This window comes from Burkholderia oklahomensis C6786 (genome assembly GCF_000959365.1).
Taxonomy (GTDB): Bacteria; Pseudomonadota; Gammaproteobacteria; order Burkholderiales; family Burkholderiaceae; genus Burkholderia; species Burkholderia oklahomensis.
In genome coordinates, this window is record NZ_CP009556.1 from 1,431,908 (window position 1) to 1,450,577 (window position 18,670).

Annotated in this window: 15 protein-coding genes and 4 pseudogenes; 9 read left to right on the forward strand and 10 right to left on the reverse strand. The window is 60.2% G+C overall.

Going from position 1 to position 18,670, the window contains the following annotated elements:
• Window positions 1-18: 18 nt before the first annotated feature.
• Window positions 19-870: pseudogene (locus tag BG90_RS35620) on the reverse strand (IS110 family transposase); the annotation flags it as partial.
• A 367-nt stretch (window positions 871-1,237) separates the two neighbouring features.
• Between BG90_RS35620 and BG90_RS24225 the strand changes: the two are divergent.
• Window positions 1,238-2,446, forward strand: a complete 1,209-nt coding sequence (locus BG90_RS24225) for a multidrug effflux MFS transporter (RefSeq protein ID WP_025990489.1) — start codon at window positions 1,238-1,240, stop codon at window positions 2,444-2,446.
• Window positions 2,447-2,493: 47 nt separating this feature from the next.
• Here the strand turns inward: BG90_RS24225 and BG90_RS24230 are convergent, their stop codons facing one another.
• Complete coding sequence (locus BG90_RS24230; RefSeq protein WP_010121682.1) at window positions 2,494-3,174, reverse strand: amino acid--tRNA ligase-related protein; 681 nt, start codon at window positions 3,172-3,174, stop codon at window positions 2,494-2,496.
• Window positions 3,175-3,277: 103 nt separating this feature from the next.
• Between BG90_RS24230 and BG90_RS24235 the strand changes: the two are divergent.
• Window positions 3,278-3,671: pseudogene (locus BG90_RS24235) on the forward strand (IS701 family transposase); the annotation flags it as partial.
• 21 nt (window positions 3,672-3,692) lie between these two features.
• Here the strand turns inward: BG90_RS24235 and BG90_RS24240 are convergent.
• A protein-coding gene (locus tag BG90_RS24240; protein ID WP_085970859.1) for an IS3 family transposase occupies window positions 3,693-4,927 on the reverse strand; the annotation gives its coding sequence in 2 pieces (ribosomal slippage) (window positions 3,693-4,573 and window positions 4,573-4,927; 1,236 coding nt in all).
• Between the two features lie 64 nt (window positions 4,928-4,991).
• Here BG90_RS24240 and BG90_RS33810 point away from each other — a divergent pair.
• A pseudogene (locus tag BG90_RS33810) lies at window positions 4,992-5,734 on the forward strand (IS701 family transposase); the annotation flags it as partial.
• 239 nt (window positions 5,735-5,973) lie between these two features.
• Here BG90_RS33810 and BG90_RS33815 read toward each other — a convergent pair.
• The 3 genes from BG90_RS33815 to BG90_RS24250 all read right to left on the reverse strand — a co-directional run bounded on the left by BG90_RS33815 (window position 5,974) and on the right by BG90_RS24250 (window position 8,809).
• Window positions 5,974-6,831 carry a DUF1460 domain-containing protein gene (locus BG90_RS33815; RefSeq protein WP_010119786.1) on the reverse strand — a complete coding sequence of 286 codons (858 nt, stop codon included), beginning with the start codon at window positions 6,829-6,831 and terminating at the stop codon, window positions 5,974-5,976.
• Window positions 6,832-7,316: 485 nt separating this feature from the next.
• On the reverse strand, window positions 7,317-7,694 hold the full coding sequence (locus BG90_RS33820; RefSeq protein ID WP_010119785.1) for a DUF4354 family protein: 378 nt from the start codon (window positions 7,692-7,694) through the stop codon (window positions 7,317-7,319).
• Window positions 7,695-8,023: 329 nt separating this feature from the next.
• Complete coding sequence (locus BG90_RS24250) at window positions 8,024-8,809, reverse strand: N-acetylmuramoyl-L-alanine amidase (RefSeq protein WP_038802101.1); 786 nt, start codon at window positions 8,807-8,809, stop codon at window positions 8,024-8,026.
• An 843-nt stretch (window positions 8,810-9,652) separates the two neighbouring features.
• Here BG90_RS24250 and BG90_RS38105 point away from each other — a divergent pair.
• The 6 genes and pseudogenes from BG90_RS38105 to BG90_RS24275 form a co-directional block, all read left to right on the forward strand.
• Window positions 9,653-9,889: pseudogene (locus BG90_RS38105) on the forward strand (transposase); the annotation flags it as partial.
• Window positions 9,890-9,957: 68 nt separating this feature from the next.
• Window positions 9,958-12,306, forward strand: a complete 2,349-nt coding sequence (locus BG90_RS24255) for a cytochrome P450/oxidoreductase (RefSeq protein WP_010119783.1) — start codon at window positions 9,958-9,960, stop codon at window positions 12,304-12,306.
• Window positions 12,307-12,367: 61 nt separating this feature from the next.
• Window positions 12,368-12,970 carry an MFS transporter gene (locus BG90_RS33830; RefSeq protein ID WP_232288958.1) on the forward strand — a complete coding sequence of 201 codons (603 nt, stop codon included), beginning with the start codon at window positions 12,368-12,370 and terminating at the stop codon, window positions 12,968-12,970.
• A complete protein-coding gene (locus BG90_RS35625; RefSeq protein ID WP_124072355.1) occupies window positions 12,967-13,287 on the forward strand; it encodes a hypothetical protein in 321 nt (106 codons plus the stop codon). Before BG90_RS33830 ends, BG90_RS35625 begins: the two co-directional genes overlap by 4 nt.
• Window positions 13,288-13,452: 165 nt before the next feature.
• Complete coding sequence (locus BG90_RS24270) at window positions 13,453-14,454, forward strand: patatin-like phospholipase family protein (RefSeq protein ID WP_010119780.1); 1,002 nt, start codon at window positions 13,453-13,455, stop codon at window positions 14,452-14,454.
• On the forward strand, window positions 14,445-14,714 hold the full coding sequence (locus BG90_RS24275) for a hypothetical protein (RefSeq protein ID WP_010119778.1): 270 nt from the start codon (window positions 14,445-14,447) through the stop codon (window positions 14,712-14,714). Before BG90_RS24270 ends, BG90_RS24275 begins: the two co-directional genes overlap by 10 nt.
• Before the next feature lie 27 nt (window positions 14,715-14,741).
• Here BG90_RS24275 and BG90_RS24280 read toward each other — a convergent pair whose 3' ends face one another.
• From BG90_RS24280 to BG90_RS37755, 4 genes are read right to left on the reverse strand one after another with little or no spacing between them, the layout of a single operon-like run.
• Entirely contained in the window at window positions 14,742-15,365 is a 624-nt protein-coding gene (locus tag BG90_RS24280; RefSeq protein WP_045568421.1) for an SCO family protein, read from the reverse strand.
• A complete protein-coding gene (locus BG90_RS24285; RefSeq protein ID WP_045568422.1) occupies window positions 15,352-15,831 on the reverse strand; it encodes a hypothetical protein in 480 nt (159 codons plus the stop codon). Before BG90_RS24285 ends, BG90_RS24280 begins: the two co-directional genes overlap by 14 nt.
• On the reverse strand, window positions 15,828-18,248 hold the full coding sequence (locus tag BG90_RS24290; RefSeq protein WP_010119766.1) for an RICIN domain-containing protein: 2,421 nt from the start codon (window positions 18,246-18,248) through the stop codon (window positions 15,828-15,830). Before BG90_RS24290 ends, BG90_RS24285 begins: the two co-directional genes overlap by 4 nt.
• A gap of 55 nt (window positions 18,249-18,303) precedes the next feature.
• The gene (locus BG90_RS37755) at window positions 18,304-18,438 is read right to left on the reverse strand and encodes a hypothetical protein (protein WP_010119765.1); all 135 of its coding nucleotides are present in this window, start codon (window positions 18,436-18,438) and stop codon (window positions 18,304-18,306) included.
• Window positions 18,439-18,670: the final 232 nt, after the last annotated feature.

The following is an 18,670-nucleotide window of genomic DNA, read 5'->3' on the forward strand; positions in this document are numbered from 1 at the left end:
TGTAATTCTCGATAATGGTTAAGCCATCTGTAGGCTACGTGTCAGTCTAGGTCTTTGGGAGCTATGTCCTTTGTCAATCGGTAGAGCTGACTTGGGTTGGTAAGTGGTGCGGTCGCGCAGCAAGGCGAACAGGATGCCGCAGCGTCGTCGCGCCAGTACGATGAGTGCTTGGTTATGGCGCTTATCTTGCTGGATCTTGGGCGAGTAATAGACCCGTGAAACCGGATCTCGTAAGGCAGTGAAGGCAGAGAGGAAAGGCGCGCTTGATGCCGCGTCTGGATGGGGACGCGCCTCAGATAGACGAGCCTGAGCGTCGAGTGAACGAGGCAAGGCCGGCGTAGGCCGTCGGGTGTACAGCCGAAGCGAAGGCCAGTGGGCGGCTTCGGTCAGGAGTATGGTGGCGGTCCTGACGCCAACTGCCGGCATGCTGGTCTGGACCAGCCAACGAGGGGAGCAGTACCAGTCGCTCCACGTCCGATCTCGAAGCGGCGCTATGCAAGGTCGCAAGCTGTTGGACTAAGCGGGGCATGACGATGGTAGCTGCCTGCATGCCGGGCGCGATCGCGGTTTGTTCGCTCAGTGCCTGAATGGATCTGCGTAAGCAGGCCGTGAAAGTGGTTGCTGGTTTGAGTGACCTGAGCGGCGAGGTCGTCTTCGACGCTGCAGAGCATCGCGAGCGCCGCGAGTTGCTCGTCGGCTAATCGAAGTGATCGCAGGATATCCGGCGTCTCGGGCATCGGTCTTGATGTCGCCGGCGCGCAGATTAGCGATGCGGCGTCTGGCCAGTCGAGGCAGATAGGCGACGAGTATACCTTCGGCGCGGGCAACGGCTACAGGGAGTGCACCGATGGTCGATTGCTGACCGACGACGAACGGCGAGGCTCACGAACGGCTCAGCGGCCGCGCTGAGGGCCGTTTTTTTTAAACATTGTGCACGCGCTTAGATGAATTGAATTGTTCTATACAGTCTTCCTAGTATTGTCATTTTCTGATCGGCGAGAAGAGATATGTTCGGCGCGGGTTTGTAGCCGGCGAAAATGGTGTCGCGAGTATGATCGGCAAACGCTTCGGTGGTAGTATTGGCAAGTACACGTCAGTGTGGGGGGGGTCGTTGATGTTAGCGCCGCAGAGACGAGACGGTACCGGCCAAACGCAATCGGGAGGTGTTTTTAACCAACGATGGATTTGAGATTATTATTTAAATCGATATCTCCAGTAAGAACTGGATGATTGGGGCATGGTTATGAATGTTCGCGTGATCTCGAGTGGCTCGTTTAATCTAGGGTGGTTGATTCTTATTGGTCTCGTGACAGCGCTAGGCCCAATATCGACCGATATGTACCTCCCAGGATTTCCTGCTATTTCCATCGAGTTCGGCGTGCCGCATAGGCTCGTTCAGTACACCGTGACGGCCTTCTTGACCGGCGTGATCATCGGTCAATTGCTGCATGGGCCAGTAAGCGACCGGGTCGGAAGGAAAATTCCCCTGTGCACGGGTATTCTCCTTTATATCGTTGCCTCTATTGGATGCGGGCTGGCACAAAACATATGGATGCTAATTGCATGGCGATTCGTACAAGGCGTAGGGGGTTGTGCTGGAATCGTGATCGGGCGTGCGATGGTGCGGGACCGCTTCGGACCCAATGGGTCGGCCAGGGCATTCTCGTTGATGGTTACGGTCGTCGCCGTGGCACCGATGATTGCGCCGTTGATTGGTGGGTGGATGGCGGGGGCGGGCTGGCGAGTTATATTCGCTATCTTGGCTTTGTTTGCGAGTCTGCTTTTGATTGGGGTCTTTTTTACAATCAATGAAACGCTCCCGGCAGAACGCAGAGTTCGTGAAGATAATTTATCTATTTTTGGGCAGTATCGAGCACTATTGAGTTGTTCTCAATTGCTCGCATATACTGTCGTGTCCGGATTGATGCAGTCGGCACTATTCGCCTACGTCGTCAGTGCACCATTTGTTCTGATGGAGGTGTATGGCATTCCCGCGCAATACTTCGGAATGGTTTTTTTTGCTAATACTGCTGGTCTTATATTTGCCTCCCAGGTCAATGCGGCGATTGTTGAGCGATTTCCACCAGATCGGATACTCGGCGTTGCGCTGTTGTGTCCCGCAGTGTTGTCGATCATGCTGATCACGGCTCTTTACTTTGGATTTTCGTCGCTATTTGCAGTGCTCGCCGTGCTGTTCGGATTTCTCGTAGGACACGGTTTCATTAGCCCTAACGCTTCCGCGTTAGGGCTAATGAAACATGGGAAGCACGCCGGAACGGCGTCTGCGGTCATGGGCGCTGTTCAAAACGGCTTGGGCGTCGCGACGATATTCATGACGAGCCTCTTTAAGATCACTTCCGCGCTTCCTTTAGCGCTGGTAATGGGAAGTTGCAGTATTCTGGCGATCGCCTGTCATCGGCTGATTGCGCGCCCGGCACTGAAGTAAGCACGATTCTGGAGGAGCGTGAGCGGGCCGCTCGCACAAGGCTGATATTAGTCACGACCGACTGGCGACGGCGGCACGATCTGGATGTGAAGATCCGTCAGTTGTCTGGCGGCCACGGTGCTAGGAGCACCCATCATGAGATCCTCGCCCTGTTGGTTCATTGGGAACATGACGACGTCCCGCAGGTTGCTGGCACCCGCCAACAGCATCACTATGCGGTCGATGCCCGGAGCAATACCGCCGTGCGGAGGCGCACCGAACTGCAGCGCGCGTAACATGCCACCGAACTTGTCCTCAAGATCGGCAGGCCGGTAGCCGGCGATTTCAAAAGCCTTGTACATGATCTCCGGGACGTGGTTTCTAACTGCTCCTGACGACAACTCGATGCCATTACAGACAATGTCGTACTGATAGGCTTTTAGCGCGAGTTGCTGCTCGACGGTGACGGCGGCTTCAAGAGCTTCGAACCCACCTTGAGGAAGCGAGAATGGATTGTGGCAAAAATCGATGCGCTGTTCCTTCTCAGCCCATTCATACATTGGAAAGTCGGTGATCCAGCAGAACTCGAAGCGTTGCTTAGCGATTAAGTCCAACTTCGTTGCCAGATGTTGGCGCAGTTCGCCTGCGAATTTGTAAAAATCGCGAGGTACGCCTGCGATAAAGAACAGACTGTCGCCCGTTACACTCTCCAACTCTGAGGCAATGCTTGAAATGGTGTCGCTGGACAACGCTTTGGCTATCGGCCCAGAGAATCCGGAGGGTCCGTCGATAACATATGCTACACCGGGTTTGCCCTGTTCGCGCGCCCATTGGTTGACCTGCTCGCAGAGCGTGAGCGCGCGGCACCGGTCGCTATATCATTTCGTTTCAAAGTCGAAATGGTTTGACGCCACGCTGCTCGAGCAGGTGTGTCGTTGGGTGTTGCCGCAGATTGATCCGGCAACGGGCCTGTACTGGATTATTGATGACACGAGCTTCCCGAAAAAGGGCAAGCATTCAGTCGGTGTCGCGCGGCAATACTGCGGGCAGCTCGGCAAGCAGGATAACTGTCAGGTTGCCGTGAGCCTGTCTGTGGCCACTGAGGAGGCGAGCCTGCCCGTGGTTTACGCTTTATCCGCCACGGGAATGGAGCGACGATCTGGCCAGGCGACTGCAGGTGGGCGTGCCAAGCAAGATTGAATTTGCGACCAAGCCGCAGCTCGCGATCACTGGACTTGCCCCTGCATGACCGGACACGCGGTCACGCTTAGGTTGGAGAATTTGCTTGCTGGCGAAACTCGCGCGGCGAGCAGTATTTCAAGGCGCTGTGCGGATGCGACTCGTTGTAGTGGTCGAACGCAATGGCCAGGTTCTGCAGCGCCGTTCGGGCGTCGGGCTTGGGCATCCACGAAACGTAATCGCGCTTCATCGTTTTGACGAAGCTCTCGGCCATCCCGTTGCTCTGCGGACTTCTGACGGGTGTCGTGACCGGCTTCAGGCCGATTTCACGCGAGAACGTCATTGTCTCGTCGGCAATGTAGCAGGAACCGTTGTCGCTCAACCACTCGATTTCGCTGTCAGCCTTCAACGCACCGGCGAAACGGTTTTCGACCGCCTGAAGCATCACGTCGCGCACCATGTCACCGGTGTAACCACCGGTGGTCGCAGCCCAGCTCATGGCTTCCCGGTCGCAGCAGTCCAGTGCGAAGACGACGCGCAAAGGGGCACCGTCGTCGCAGCGGAATTCGAAACCGTCCGAGCACCAGCGCACGTTGCTTCTGTCCACCGCGACCTTGCCATCGTGCCGACGCGTCGATGGGACATGACGAGGTCGGCGTTCGAGCAGCAGGCCGTGGCGACGCATGACGCGATACACCCGCTTTGCATTGACGCGAGGTTGGCCCAGCGCGTCCCGGCTTCGCCTCAGCAGCGCCCATGCGCGCCGGTAGCCGTACGTGGGCAGGTCGGCAACCAGCTCTCGCAGTTCGGTGACGAGCGGCATGTCATCCAGAACGGGCGTCTTGCGCCGGTCGACCCACTCAGCAGGACGCTTCGACTTGACCGCGAGATTCGCGCGCGACACACCCAGGACTTCACAGACCGTCTTCAACGGTCGTCCCCCGGCAGCAATGGTGAGCGCGCAATCAACTTTTTTGCTCGACCGTACTCCACTGCTTCGCGGAGAATTTCCACTTCCATCGTTTTTTTGCCCAACAGCCGCTGAAGTTCGCGAATCTGCTTCATCGCTTCGGCCAGGTCCGATGCCGGAACCACCTGTTCGCCAGCACTGACGGCCGACAGGCTTCCATCCTGATAGAGCTTGCGCCAGGCGAAGACCTGGTTGGCATTCACCTGATGGCGACGGGCAACACCGGAAACTGTCGCGCCGGGCTCGAACGTCTCGCGCACTATCGCGAGCTTCTCCTCGACAGAACGCCGGCGGCGCTGCTCCGGCTGGGTCAGAACTTCGACCGGTTCTACGTTGTGGTTAGGCTTAAACATAGGCAGAAGACTACCTCATAATTTAAGCGTTACCACGTGTCCGGTTTTCGCGGGGGCTGCTCCAATCACGCAGCTGCGTGGCGCGCGGCAAAGCGGTGCATCGGATGGTGTCGTGCTGGCCGATGGGGATTATGGGATCGACACCGCGTTTCGCGATGCTGTCATCGAGCTTGGTTTCCAATATGCGGCGGGCATCCAATCGAGCGCGCGTGTATGGCCGCCAGGCCGCGCACCGGTGGGGGCTGAGCCCTCCAAGAGCAAAGGCGGTCGATTGCGAAGCTTGCAGCGCCGGGTAGCGGGACATGAGTCAATTAACGCTGGCGCTCGAATCATCCTGCTATCGGACGATATCGTGGCGTGAAGGTACGCGCGCCGCACTGAGCTCGCGATTTGCGGCGGTGCGCGGGCGCGTCTCACACCGCGATTACTGGCGTTCCACTCCGCGCGACGAGTCGTGGCTGCCGATTGAGTGGCCAGTTGACGAAACCGAGCCGGCCAAGTACTGGCTCTCAACGTCGCCCGCAGAGGCGCCTGTGGAATGACTCATTCAGGTTGCCAAGAAGCGTTGGCGCGTTGAACGCGACTACCAGGATCTCAAGCAGGAGTTTGGTCTTGGGCACTTCGAGGGGCGCGGCTGGCGCGGGTTTCATTACCATGCGACGCGATGCATTGCCGCTTACGGGTTTCTTGTCGCGCGACGCCTCATTCAAGAGGGCAGCAAAAAAACGCTGAAATTGGCCCCCACTGACCTTACCCCCGGACTACGTATCTCGTGGCTCCCCGGCGCGCGCAGCGCCACATGGCTGACTCCATCGCGACGCGCAGCCTATATCGCGCGCCGGCTCCACCAATGCCCATTTTGCTCCGCGTCTTTGGTTACTTTATTGATACAGTAGTACTAGCGGCAGCTCAATAACGAGGTTCTCATTTTTCCGCATTGTAGTGGATGATATGAGTGGAATTCGCATCGCCAATGCGTTCTTCAGGCCGATTCGGACCATTCAGGTAAGATGGAATTTCCGGCATCGACTGAGATATAAATTTGCCTAGCCTTGGTAATTTTTTGGTCGAAGCACTACAATTCCAGGGGTATTTCTAATGTATTCGACGAACGGAGAGTCAATGACCTTCATATACTTTTTCTTTGAGGATGCGTTGCGAAATATCGGCCCAAAATTTGTTTTGATGAAGATGCCAACATGTGTTACATCCAAGCCATCGGCTCGAGAATAAATTCCAATAAAATCCCCGGTTTGCAATTGACTAATAACGAAATCGTCCACAAAATTGCTCGGAATATAGGTGACGCTCCGCTGTACGACAGGCAAGCCTGGCAAATATAGCGTTGCATCTGATTTATAGTTGAGTGCTTTTTTTGTTGTCACGGCATTGGCGCTCAAGGTTGAGGTAATATCGTCGGCAAGCACCTTGGGTCTATATGCCCAGTCTGTAAAGAAGTGACGCCGATTAATAAAGTTTACATCGCCGTTTACATAGCGAGTCTCAATAAGATGATTCAAGAAATCCGTTTTATGAATTGAGTGTCTTGCGGCTTCAACATAATCCAAGAAAGTGAAGCAATCCAATCCACGGAAATCAATAACCAATTTCTCTGGAACTGTATTCGAACCTATGAGTAGTTTTCCGCGATATGGGGTTTGCAGAAATGCCGCTGACAAGATGTCGATAATTTTTCCGGTGCTTTCTTCCTGATTCTTCGCGCGCAATGCCAGCAATTCATCGAGTTTTTGGGACGTTTCTTCATCCATATTCGCTATAGCTGTCGATGCCGGTGCCGCTTTTTCGATCGGCTTTAGCGGCGACGAAACTGAGGGTCCGCTGCACGCAGATAGCGCAAGCATGGTAAGAGTGGAAAAAATATGGAAGATTGATTTGATAGACATTGATTTGAATAAATTTATATATAACTAATGCCGATGTAATTTAAGATCGTTAATTTTTTAGGCTTTTACGTCTTCGATTCGCAGTCGTTAGCTATCAATATAATTTATGAAGCGTCCGATCCATCATGACTTATGCCATTAACCCGGGCCCAGTCGATTCCAATCGATAAGATCGGCCAAGCCCACTAGCGGATGCTTCAAGTTGAACTGTTTGCGCAGCGAATGCCGGAAAAAATTTCACCCCGTCTCAGGCGCCTTCGGCACCATCCAGACCTCATCGAAATTTGCAGGATTCACGCCTCAATATGCCTGGACCCTGCAATTCTCACGACACCGCCTGCCCTTGAGAACCATGCCACGTAAGGCGCTCACGATTTTAGGGCTTGCTATTTAGGTGGGCACATTTCTCTGATGTCTCAATAGTTGTTGGCAGAGTGCCGTTGATCGAGCGCTTACGCCCCGCGAAATAAATACATCATTGCAAATCACTTGCAGACAGACAGCGCCTTTACCACGGCAGCTGTTGAAACCGATGCATCATCAGATGCAAAAACGGCAAAACCATTTACCGATTTTCCTGGGCTCAGCAGCCCCTTGGCTAGCTTCTCATCAATAGTATCAAGCTTGAACTCTTTTCCATCTTTGGAAAACGCTCTTAGACAAATTTTATTTAAATCGATGGGCTTATTTGAGATATTTGCAATACTTATCTTGAAATCCTTTGTGAAAAAAGATTTTTCGCCTAAAGACACGGATCCTTGATTATTCTGAGTAGAGTAAACTGCAATGGAATCAGTTATATCGGCAAATGCAGAAAAGCTAACACTGCAGGAAACGGCGGCAACGAACAGCTTAAGGTTCATCTAGAATCCTCGTGTATCATATTTTAAAGATTAACCACAACGTTACCTATCGGCCAAAAACACGCGTGTCTGCCGGCAGGCTGATTAAGACAGCAAGCTACTGGGCACAGTACGCGGTGTTTCGGCATCCAGTACGTCATTAACCCACGCGACCGATCGCACAAATCGGATCTCGATCGCGCTTACCGGTGCGGCAGGTTTCTCTGCGAGAGGCATAGTCGCCGCTGGCAGTAAGGTCGGCATCGGTGTTGTATCGCATGACACGACGGAAACCGGCAATAACATGGCCACTTCGTACTGCTGCTGCCGGTGCCATCATCGCCGCGGGTTTAAGGGCGATATTTCTTATTTAACGCGAACAAGATGGCGGCAGTTTCATCATCCATTTCCCCTGAGTAACTGCTTTGCCGGAAATGCATCTGGAAGGCCCGCACCAAGGCCCGGTAGTTGGAGTCGGTCATGTCGGCTGTCACTGCATAGCCATATTTTCTAAATTGCGAAATCATGTCCGTTTTGGCTGTAGAGAGTCGGCCATTTTTAATTTCCTCTCGAAATTGCGAAACCGACTCAAGTTCATACCAGGCTCCGACGCCGTACTGATAGAGTAGCTGCCAGGGAAATTTCGGGCCGGGATCGCTCTTGCGAGAGTAGGCAATATCAGAGTGCCCTAACACGCGAGTTGGCGTGATGTCTGGATAGCGCGCCACGATGTTGGCAGCTAGCTGGGCAATCGCGACTTGCTGGCGCTCTTCATATGGAGGGAAATAAAACTGCCCTTGATTATCGACGGCGAGGTTTACAGTTTCAATACCGATAGCGCAGTCATTGAGATTTGTCCTATCTTCCCATGCACTGACGCCGGCGTGCCAAGCGCGGTCTTTTTCGTCGACCAGATTGAATATTTGAAGATCCTTAAAGCCGGCATCTCGGTATGTTTTGTCAGTTGGATCCGGGACAAGGTAATGAGCGCTTACGCCTGCTCCGGTCAATGCCCTGATTGATTCGGAAAAATCAAGCGCAGTGTAATGCAGGATCAGGAAGCGAACACGCGAGTTGTAGCTTCGTACACTCCGGTATCTATTGTTGTTAACTCGACATAATGCGGAATCGTTCATGCTCATCTCGTTGGTGTAATGGTAATATTTACTTAAATTTCGATATTTAAGTTGACCATTGTGGTGGGGTATTGTAATTTCGTTAATGCTGTTTAAGTTATAAAAAATTCCTCATTCCTCATTCCTCATTCCTCATTCCTCATTCCTCATTCCTCATTGTTCCGCATTGCGCCTCTATTCGGAGACGCTGTTCTTCCGCTCACCGATGTGCAGAATTCGGGAGGGGCAGTCCAGATGGGGCCGTCGAGCATCGCTATGGTTAGCGTCCGATCGCCGGCAGGCCGTGGCCCGCTACAACGAAAAACTGCAAACCATTCATGTGATTTGCTGCCGCTGAGTCCAGACTCATGAAGCCATATCGAATTTGTTTGTGACTTGTCAGCCTTCATCACCGTCGCTGCCATCGCCAATCGAAATGAAGGAGAATTGGATATGTGAAGCAGTACTTAGGCACGCCAGCGCAACCAAGAAATTGAAGAAAAATCATTTATTATTTTCGCCTGCATCCATTTATTTTGGGTTAAATAAGGAAGTGAAATTGTCCCATGCTATTCGATCGGATGATGTGGAGATTTGATGAAATATAAGGGGTGTGTTTTGTGTTGATATTTTAATTTGTTTAAATTTGTTGAAATTTGTTTGCATCGTAATCACTCGATCCGGGACGTCTGTTCATGAGGGGGCGGCGGAGATAATCTGATGTCCATTGTCGCTGTCACGGAGGAGCATTCGCGAGGGCGCGGTAACGTTGGTAAATTCGTGTGATTCCCGTCAGATGTAATGGGAATCAGATTGACGAAGTCAGCGGCGCACGGACGATAACCGGGATCGAGAAATTACACGAAGGAGTTTCGGGACGCGGTGGCCGCCAAAGCGAACGATCCAAATCGCTCGATTGCCGAGGTGGCCCGTGGGCATGATTTGGGCGCCAATATGGTTGCGCAGTGGCGGCGAAGCTCACTGGAAGCGCAACGTGCACTTCGGCACCAGGTGTCGCGTTGCTGCCCGTTGATGTGGTCGATCTACGTGCAGAAGACACCCCGAACAGAGGTTGCCGCGCAAATTCGGACAGTCGGATAAGGCAGTATGACTTTCCGAGTACGATTCCTAGAGTTGCGCAAAAATAATGCCTCGACTGGAGGACCGCCATGACGAACGTTGCGTCCACGCCGGCTGAGCACGCCGCGCAGTGTCCGTTTCATTCCGCTTCGCCCGCCGCTGCGCCGCATCCCGCCGGGTGCCCGGCGAGCGCCGGCGCGGCCGCGTTCGATCCGTTCGACGACGCGTATCAGCAGGATCCGCCCGAATACGTGCGCTGGGCGCGCGAGCAGGAGCCGGTGTTCTACAGCCCGAAGCTCGGCTACTGGGTCGTCGCGCGCTACGACGACATCAAGGCGATCTTCCGCGACAACCGGACCTTCAGCCCGTCGATCGCGCTCGAGAAGATCACGCCGGCCGGACCGGAAGCGAATGCGGCGCTCGCATCGTACGGCTATGCGATGAATCACACGCTCGTCAACGAGGACGAGCCCGCGCACATGGCGCGGCGGCGCTTGCTGATCGAGCCGTTCACGCCCGACGCGCTGCGCGCCCACGAGCCGATGGTGCGGCGGCTCGCGCGCGAATACGTCGACCGCTTCATCGACGACGGGCGTGCGGATCTCGTCGACCAGATGCTGTGGGAGGTGCCGCTCACGGTCGCGCTGCATTTCCTCGGTGTTCCCGAAGAGGACATGGATGCGCTGCGCAAATACTCGATCGCGCACACCGTCAACACGTGGGGCCGGCCGCGGCCGGAAGAGCAGGTCGCGGTCGCGCATGCGGTCGGGCAGTTCTGGCAGTACGCAGGCAAGGTGCTCGACAGGATGCGCGACGATCCGTCGGGGCCCGGCTGGATGCAGTTCGGCATCCGCATGCAGCGCGAGCATCCGGACGTCGTCACCGATTCGTATCTGCATTCGATGATGATGGCGGGCATCGTCGCCGCGCACGAAACCACCGCGAACGCGACCGCGAACGCGCTGAAGCTGTTGCTGCAGCACCCGCACGCATGGCGCGAGCTCTGCGAAGATGCGTCGCTGATTCCGAATGCGGTCGACGAATGCCTGCGTCACAACGGTTCGATCGCCGCGTGGCGACGGCTCGCGACCTGCGATACGACGGTCGGCGGCGTCGCGATTCCGGCGGGCGCGAAGCTGCTGATCGTCACGTCGTCGGCCAATCGCGACGAACGCCGCTTCGACGATCCGGACCTGTTCGACATCCATCGCGACAACCCGGCCGATCACCTGACGTTCGGCTATGGCTCGCACCAGTGCATGGGCAAGCATCTCGCGCGCATGGAGATGCAGATCTTCATCGACGAATTGACGCGCCGCCTGCCGCACATGCGGCTCGCCGAGCAACGCTTCACGTACGTGCCGAACACGTCGTTTCGCGGTCCGGAGCATCTTTGGGTCGAATGGGACCCGGCCGCGAATCCGGAGCGGCTGCGCGCGGATGCCCGGCGTTCCGTGCTGACCGTGCGGATCGGCGAATCGAACGCGCGCAGCGCGGGGCGCGCGTTGCGCGTCGACCGCGCGACGCCCGTGGCCGAGCGCATTCTGCGCGTGCGTCTCGTCGCGCCGGACGATGCGCCGTTGCCGCGCTGGAGCGCGGGCGCGCACATCGACGTCGAATGCGGCGATACCGGCCTTTCCCGGCAGTATTCGCTGTGCGGCGATCCGGCCGAGCGCGGCGCGTACGAGATCGCCGTGCTGCGCGAGCCGGCGAGCCGCGGCGGCTCCGCATGGATGCACGAACGGTTGCGGCCCGGCATGCGCGTGAAGGTTCGCGGGCCGCGCAACCATTTCCCGCTCGACGAACGCGCGAGCCGCGTGATCCTGATCGCGGGCGGCATCGGCATCACGCCGATCGGCGCGATCGCGCGGGAAGCGCGCGCGCGCGGCGTCGATTACGCGCTGCATTACAGCGGACGCAGCCGCCGCACGATGGCGTTCGTCGACGAGCTCGCCGCGCTGCACGGCGATCGGCTGCATCTGCACGTATCGGACGAATGCACGCGCCACGATTTCGCCGCGCTCGACGTCGCGGCCGGCACGCAGGTCTACGCATGCGGGCCGGCGCGGATGCTCGATGCGCTCGCCGCGTGCGCGCCGCGCTGGCCGGCGGATGCGCTGCGCGTCGAGCATTTCGCGGCCGGCGCGCCGCGCTTCGATCCGGCCGCCGAGCGGCCGTTCGAAGTCGAGCTGAAGGATTCGGGCGTCACGCTGACGGTGCCTGCGAACCGGACGCTGCTCGCGACGCTGCGCGCGGCGAACGTCGACGTGCAGAGCGATTGCGAGGAAGGACTGTGCGGCTCGTGCGAAGTGCGCGTGCTGGCAGGCGAAGTCGATCATCGCGACAGCGTGCTGAGCGCGGGCGAGCGCGCGGCGAGCACGCGGATGATGGCGTGCTGCTCGCGCGCGAAGCGCGGGCGGCTCGTGCTCGAGCTGTAGCGTCTATCCGCCCTCCGACACCGGGCGGACAACGACCGCGACAAAGACGAGGAGACGACGGATGCGTACGCGAGTGGACGTGTGGGAGATGCTCGACAACAGCCGCTTCGGCGCGCATCAATGGGCGATCGTCGCGCTGTGCGCGGCGCGCCTCGTGATGGACGGATTCGACGTGCAGGCGATGGGATACGTCGCGCCGGTCGCGATCCGGGAATGGGGGATCGCGAAGGAGACGTTGTCGCCCGGGTTCGGCGCCGGATTGTTCGGGATGCTGATCGGGTCGCTCGTGTTCAGCGCACTCGCCGACAAGATCGGCCGGCGTCCGGTGCTGATCGGCGCGACGCTGTTCTTTTCCGTCTGCGTGATCGCGGCCGGCTTCGCGCAGTCGATCGCTCAACGGATCGGCGGGCGCTTCGCGGCCGGCCTCGGGCTCGGCTGCATCATGCCGAATGCGATGGCGCTCGCCGGAGAATACGGCCCGCGGCGCATTCGCGTGTCGTTGATGAGGATCGTGTCGTGCGGTCGCGAGCGACTGACGCGGAGCCTGCGGCAGGTGTCGCGAAGACCCGGTCACGGGGCTGGCCGGGGTTGCGATGTCGATGCGCTCGCGGGGCGCGAACGGCTCGCGACGAACGGCGGGCGCGATGGCCGCACGTCGCGGTGAATTCCGGCCGGCCGATCGTGCGTGCGTCGTCGGAGCGCGACGCGCGCAAGCGCATGCAGGTTTGTTGCATCCCGGCCTGGCCAAAGCGGCTCGCACGTCCTAATTTAAAAGTGCGCATCGAATCGCCGCGCGGCGCGACGTTCATCGCTGTCGGAACGGGATGCGGAAAGCCGCGACGTAAGCAGCCGGAAGACGCGGTGACCGGTTGCCGAGATCGCGTGCGGACGGGCCGGCTTCGCATGACCGGGTGCGAAGGCATCGTTGCGGAGAAATCGAAAGCGACGGGCGAATCCGACGGGAATGCCGAACCGAATTGATGCTGCGATGGAAACAGACAGGTGACTTCGGACGCGGCGCGCGACGCGCTCGACGCGAGAATCCGGAGCCGACATCACATTTGATCCACCCACGGATGCACCAAGCGACAAAGCGTCTTTCCGACAGAACGCTCGCATCCGTATAACCAGCCGAGGAGAACCGCGATGGCCTTCAAGATTCTCAGTTGCGACGGTGGCGGCATCAGGGGGTTGATCACCGCGTTGCTCATCCAGGATCTCGATCGGCGCAGCGGGATCATCGCGAAGGCGGACGGCTTCGCCGGCACGTCGACGGGAGGCTTGCTGTCGCTGGCGCTCGCGCGCGGCGTGCCGATTTCGCAAGTCGTCGACATCTACAGGAATCGTGGCGCGGAGATATTTCGGGAAAACCGGGTGTGGCTCGAGCAGAAGGCCGTAATCGAAACGGGCACCGCGACCTTCGCCGCGTTGGCCGGGCCGGGCTTCTTGGCGTGCCAGTACGTCAACACGGGGCTCAAGCGCATCGCGCAGGAACTGCTCGGCGGCGGCGATCTGACCGAGCTGCGTCGGCTGATCGTCGTCAATTCGGCGCGCTTGTGGGATCCGGACATGCAAAGCTGGTCCGCTTGCACGTTCTCGAACGCGAGCGGCAATGCGTATCGCCATGTCGGTCTCGTCGACGCGGCGCTCGCGACGTCGGCCGCGCCGTCCTATTTCCCGCCGTACGAAGTGCCTTCGCTCGGCTACTTCGCGGACGGCGGCGTGTTCGCGAACAATCCGTCGATGACCGCCGTCTCCGAGGCGCTGGCGAGCGGCCTCGGAGGCAATCTCGGAAACATGCGGGTGCTGTCGCTCGGCACCGGCGTCAGCCGGGCGGGCATCCGTCCGGACGCAGTCGGCGATCCGCTCGGATGGGGCGTGACGACCTGGTTCTGGCCGTTCGAGCGCAATGACGTGCCGGCCTCCGCGTTGCTCGGATTGACGTTCGACGCGACAGCGATGCTGGCGACGCAGCAAGCACAGCAATTGCTGGGCGGATGCTACCAGCGCGGCAATTTCGTGCTCGGCGAAACTGTCGAGCTCGACGACTGGCGCAAGGCGCCCTTGCTGGAGAGCGAAACCGTCGCGTACATGAACACCCCCGAATGGGAGAGCATTCGCCAGTGGGTGGACGCGAATTGGCGCTGACGGCATGCGTGGCACGCGGCTTCGATCGCCGATTGCCCGCATCGTCGGCGGACGTGGTTTTCCGCCGCCGATCCGGCAAGCCGAAGGAACGGCGGGGCGCGCGCTGCCGCCGCGTTGCCCGACCGCGCTCGGACGAAGCGGCCGTCGCCCGACTGTCGCCCGGCCGGGCCGCAAGACCGACCGGCATGCGCCGCATGCTTGCGTTGAAGGCGGATGCGGCGACGGTCGCGCGCAATCCGCTCGCTGTCCGCGTCATGTGACGGGAGCCGAGCCGCGCAAACTCGCCGTCAAGCCTTGCTCAGCAGCGCCGCGACCGTCTCGGGGGAGGGCAGCTCGTAAGTCCGCCAGACCAGCGCGCCGCGCCGATCGATCACCTGCGCCTGCGTGCCGTGATTGTCGAGCCCGGTGCGGCCGCCGCCGAAGAACGCCTGCAGCGCATCGACGTCCTTCAGCTCGGGCGCGGCGGCGACCCAGCCCGGACGTGCGTCGAAGCGGGCGAGCCACGCGCGCATCCGCTGCGGCGTGTCCTCGAGCGGGCTGATGCTGAGCGACAGCAACTGGACGTCCGGCTTCGGGTGCGGGCCGAGCAGCGCCTGCACGCGCCGGAATACGACGCCCTGGATCGGACACGTCGACGAGCAGCCCGTGTAGAACAATTGCAGCGCCGTGACGCGGCCGTCGAGCAGCGCGCGCAGACGGGTCGTGCGACCGTCCGCGGTGCGCACCGGCACGTCCGGCACCGGCGCGGGCGGCGTGATCAGGCCGCCGTGATAGCCGCCCGGCGCGGCCGGGGCCTGCGCGCGCTGGGCCGCGGCCAGGGCCGGTAGCGCCGACAGCGCGGGCAGCGCCGCTGCGCCGAGCGCGGCGGCCAGCAGCACGCGCCGCCGTGTGCGAATCTCATTTCCGCCCATGCGGATCCTCGTTCAGAAAGCGCCAAAGCGCGGAGCAATCGCGCTCGCTCAAGCGGTAACGCGGCATTTCGACATTGATCATCACGTAGGTCGGATCGAGCCCGGTGCGCAGCAGCGCGCAGAACGCGTCCCGGTCGTAGCGGCTCGGCGGACCGCCGCGCCGGCTCTGCAGATCGGCGAGCCACGTGCGCGTGAGGCGCGGCGCGGTCGAATTCGGCACCGTGGCGCCCGCGCCCGCCGCGTGACAATTCGCGCAGCGCACGACCGGCGCGGGCAGCTCGCCGGGATGCGTCGGCAAGCGTCCGTGCAACGGCGCGGCGCCCGTGAACAGCGCGAGGCCGCGCGCCGCGCCGTCGTCCGCGCGCGCCGCGTGGCCCGGCCGAACGAGCGCGAGCGCCAGTGCCAGTGCCAGCGTCAGCCCGGCGAGCGATGCGCGGCGCATGGCGCATGCGCGTCGCATCGTCATGAGATCCGAATCGATGTCGACACGCTCGGCACGCCCTGCGCGTTCAGCGCGAACAGCATGTAGTAGCCGGGCAGGACGACGCCCGCATCGGCGGGAATCGCGAGCCGGTAATCCGTGCCGCCGGACGACGTCATCGCGAGCGGTATGCGTCGCTGGTCGTTGTTCGTCGTATGCGTGACGGATGCGAGGCGCATCAGCACGAACGACGTCACCGGCCCCTGCGTCGACACGCCGATCGACGCGCCGCGGGCCGCCGACGCCGGCGCGGACACGATCACGGGACGCTGCGCCGGCGCGCCGTCCGCGTTGAGCAGGTACGGCGGCGTCAGGATCTCCGCGTTCAGGTGATTCATCGCGCAACCGGCGCCGCACTGACCGCCGCCGCCCGCGAATACGCGGCCGTCCGGCATCAGGATCGCCGTGCTGTGATAGGTGCGCGGCGTCTGCATCGGCTTCAGCAGATTGAAGCGCTGCGTCGTCGGATCCCAGATTTCCGGGACCATGATCGCGGTCGTGTCGGTGAAGGGCATGGGCACGCTCTGGCCGCCGATCAACACGACGCTGCCGTTCGGCAAGATCACGCTGTTCGCGAACGCACGCTGATAGGTCATGCCGTTCAGGCGCTGCACCGACACCGGCTGATTCGGCCCGCGCGTGATGTCGATCTGGTAGACCGAGTTCGACGCGTAGGTCGTGATGCTGCCGTTCTGCTGATACGACTTCGCGCCGCCCGCCTTCAGGATCTTGCCGACGTCGTACAGCGACGCGGTGCCGTTGATGCTGAAGGGATCGACGCCGCGCGTGCCGGCCGACTGGATCGAGCCGCCGCCCGCCGTCGAGATCCAGTTCATCTGCGAGCTCGGCCCCGCATGGAACACCGCGCCGTTGCCTTGCGCGAACAGCCACAGGTGGTTGTCGCCGCGATAGATCCCCTGCGGATCCGGGCCGACGACGTTCGTCTCGGGCACGCCGGGCAGCACCGTCCACGCGCCGCCGTTCGTCCACACCTCGGCGCTCTTGCCGCCCTGGCCGCCGCTCCACGAGCCGCCGAGCGTCAGCACCGAGCCGTTCGACAGCAGCGTGTCGCCTTGATAGCCGCGCGGAATGTTCATCGCCGCCGCCGCGCTCCACGTGTTGCTCGTCCAGTCGTAGAGCGTCGTCTTCGGGCTGCTGTCGCCGCCGTTCACGAGCAGCCGGCCGTCGGGCAGCATCGCGGTGCCGGGGCAGAACATGTCCGAGCCGGCCGATGTCTCGACATATTGCGTCGCCTGATTCGTCGCCGGATCGAACACGGCGGTCAGCGTCTGCGTCGTCTTGCCGCCGACGTCGTTCTGGAAGCTGAACTGCTGATCCGCGGACCACATCACGAGCTTGCCGTTCGGCGTGTTCGCGATGCCGATCGGATTGACGGGCAGCGGAATCACCGGGCTCCACGCGGACGGCAGCGTGACCGGGAACGACCGCGGCAGGCTGAGCGAGAACTGGTCGTTGAGCGCGTTCGCGTCCTGGCACGGATACTGGATGAGCTGCGCGCCCGGCGACAGCGAGCCGCCGCTCACGTTCAGGCACATGCCGCTTGCGACCGAGACGAGGCGGTACTTCGAGCCGACCGGAACGATCGTCCATTGGTCGTTGGTCTGCGTGTCGCCCTGGCACGGGTACTGGATGATCGGCGCGCCGCTCGTACGGCTTGCGCCGGACACGTTCAGGCATTGCCCGGTGCTTTGCGACACGACGTGATAGCCGCTGCCCGCCGGCAGCAGCGACCAGCTCGTGCCGCCCTGATTCGAGCACGTGCCCTGCACGATCGATGCGGCGACGGCCGTCGAATTGCCGCTGACGGTCACGCAGAGATTGCTGTTCGCCGCCGCGACGTTGGTGAACGTCACGACCGGCAGGTACAGGTTGAATTGATCGTTGAGCGTGCCGGCGCCCTGGCATGGGTACTGGATCAGCGCCGCGCCGCCCGTGCGGGATGCGCCGCTGACGTTCGCGCACATGCCGCTCGACGCGGACACGATCCGATAGCTCGAGCCGGCCGCGACGATCGTCCATTGATCGTTGGTCAGGCTGCTGTCCTGGCAAGCGTACTGGATCAGCTGCGTGCCGCTTGCGAGCGAGCCGCCGGGCACGTTCAGGCACAGGCCGCTGCCTTGCAGCACGATGTGATAGCGGTTGCCGACGGGGACGAACGACCATGTCGTATTGCTTTGGCCGGAACACGACGTCTGAACGACACCCGCGCCCGACGCGGTCGAGTTGCCGGCGGTCGACACGCACAGCCCGCTGTCCGCGCCGACGATGTCCGAATAGGAGGCCGTGACGGCCGCCGCCGCGCCCTGCGGCAGCAATGCGCCGGCGAGCAAAATGCCAAGCCAGCATTGCGCGTGCCGCCACGCGAATCGAAAAAAAAGCATCTCCAGCCTCGATATCGATATATGGTTTTTCCAAGCGCCCGTATTAATAAGCGGCTCAATTGAAATCGACTGTTCGGAACATGACCGAATTGCAGGCGGTTTCGGCCGGCCGCCGCTCGGGTTTGGCGAGATCGTTCTCGATGCGGCGGCTGTCGGTTCGGACGTGGAGCGGGCAGTCTTCCGGCTTCATCGCCGAGGGCTGCCGGGCCGGGAGCCACGGGCGGGCGCGCGTGTGGCGAGCCGGCCGAGATCGGCTGGCGAAGAGCGGCGGGTCTCATTCGAATCGATGCGGATCGATGCGGATCGGGATCGGCGAATCCAGGCGTTAAATACTTATTTAAGAAATTCCGCTGAAATCGGAGATGTTCGATATCGGTGATTGGGCGTGGCTTCGAGTTTTTGATGCTTCCCGCGTTTTCCCT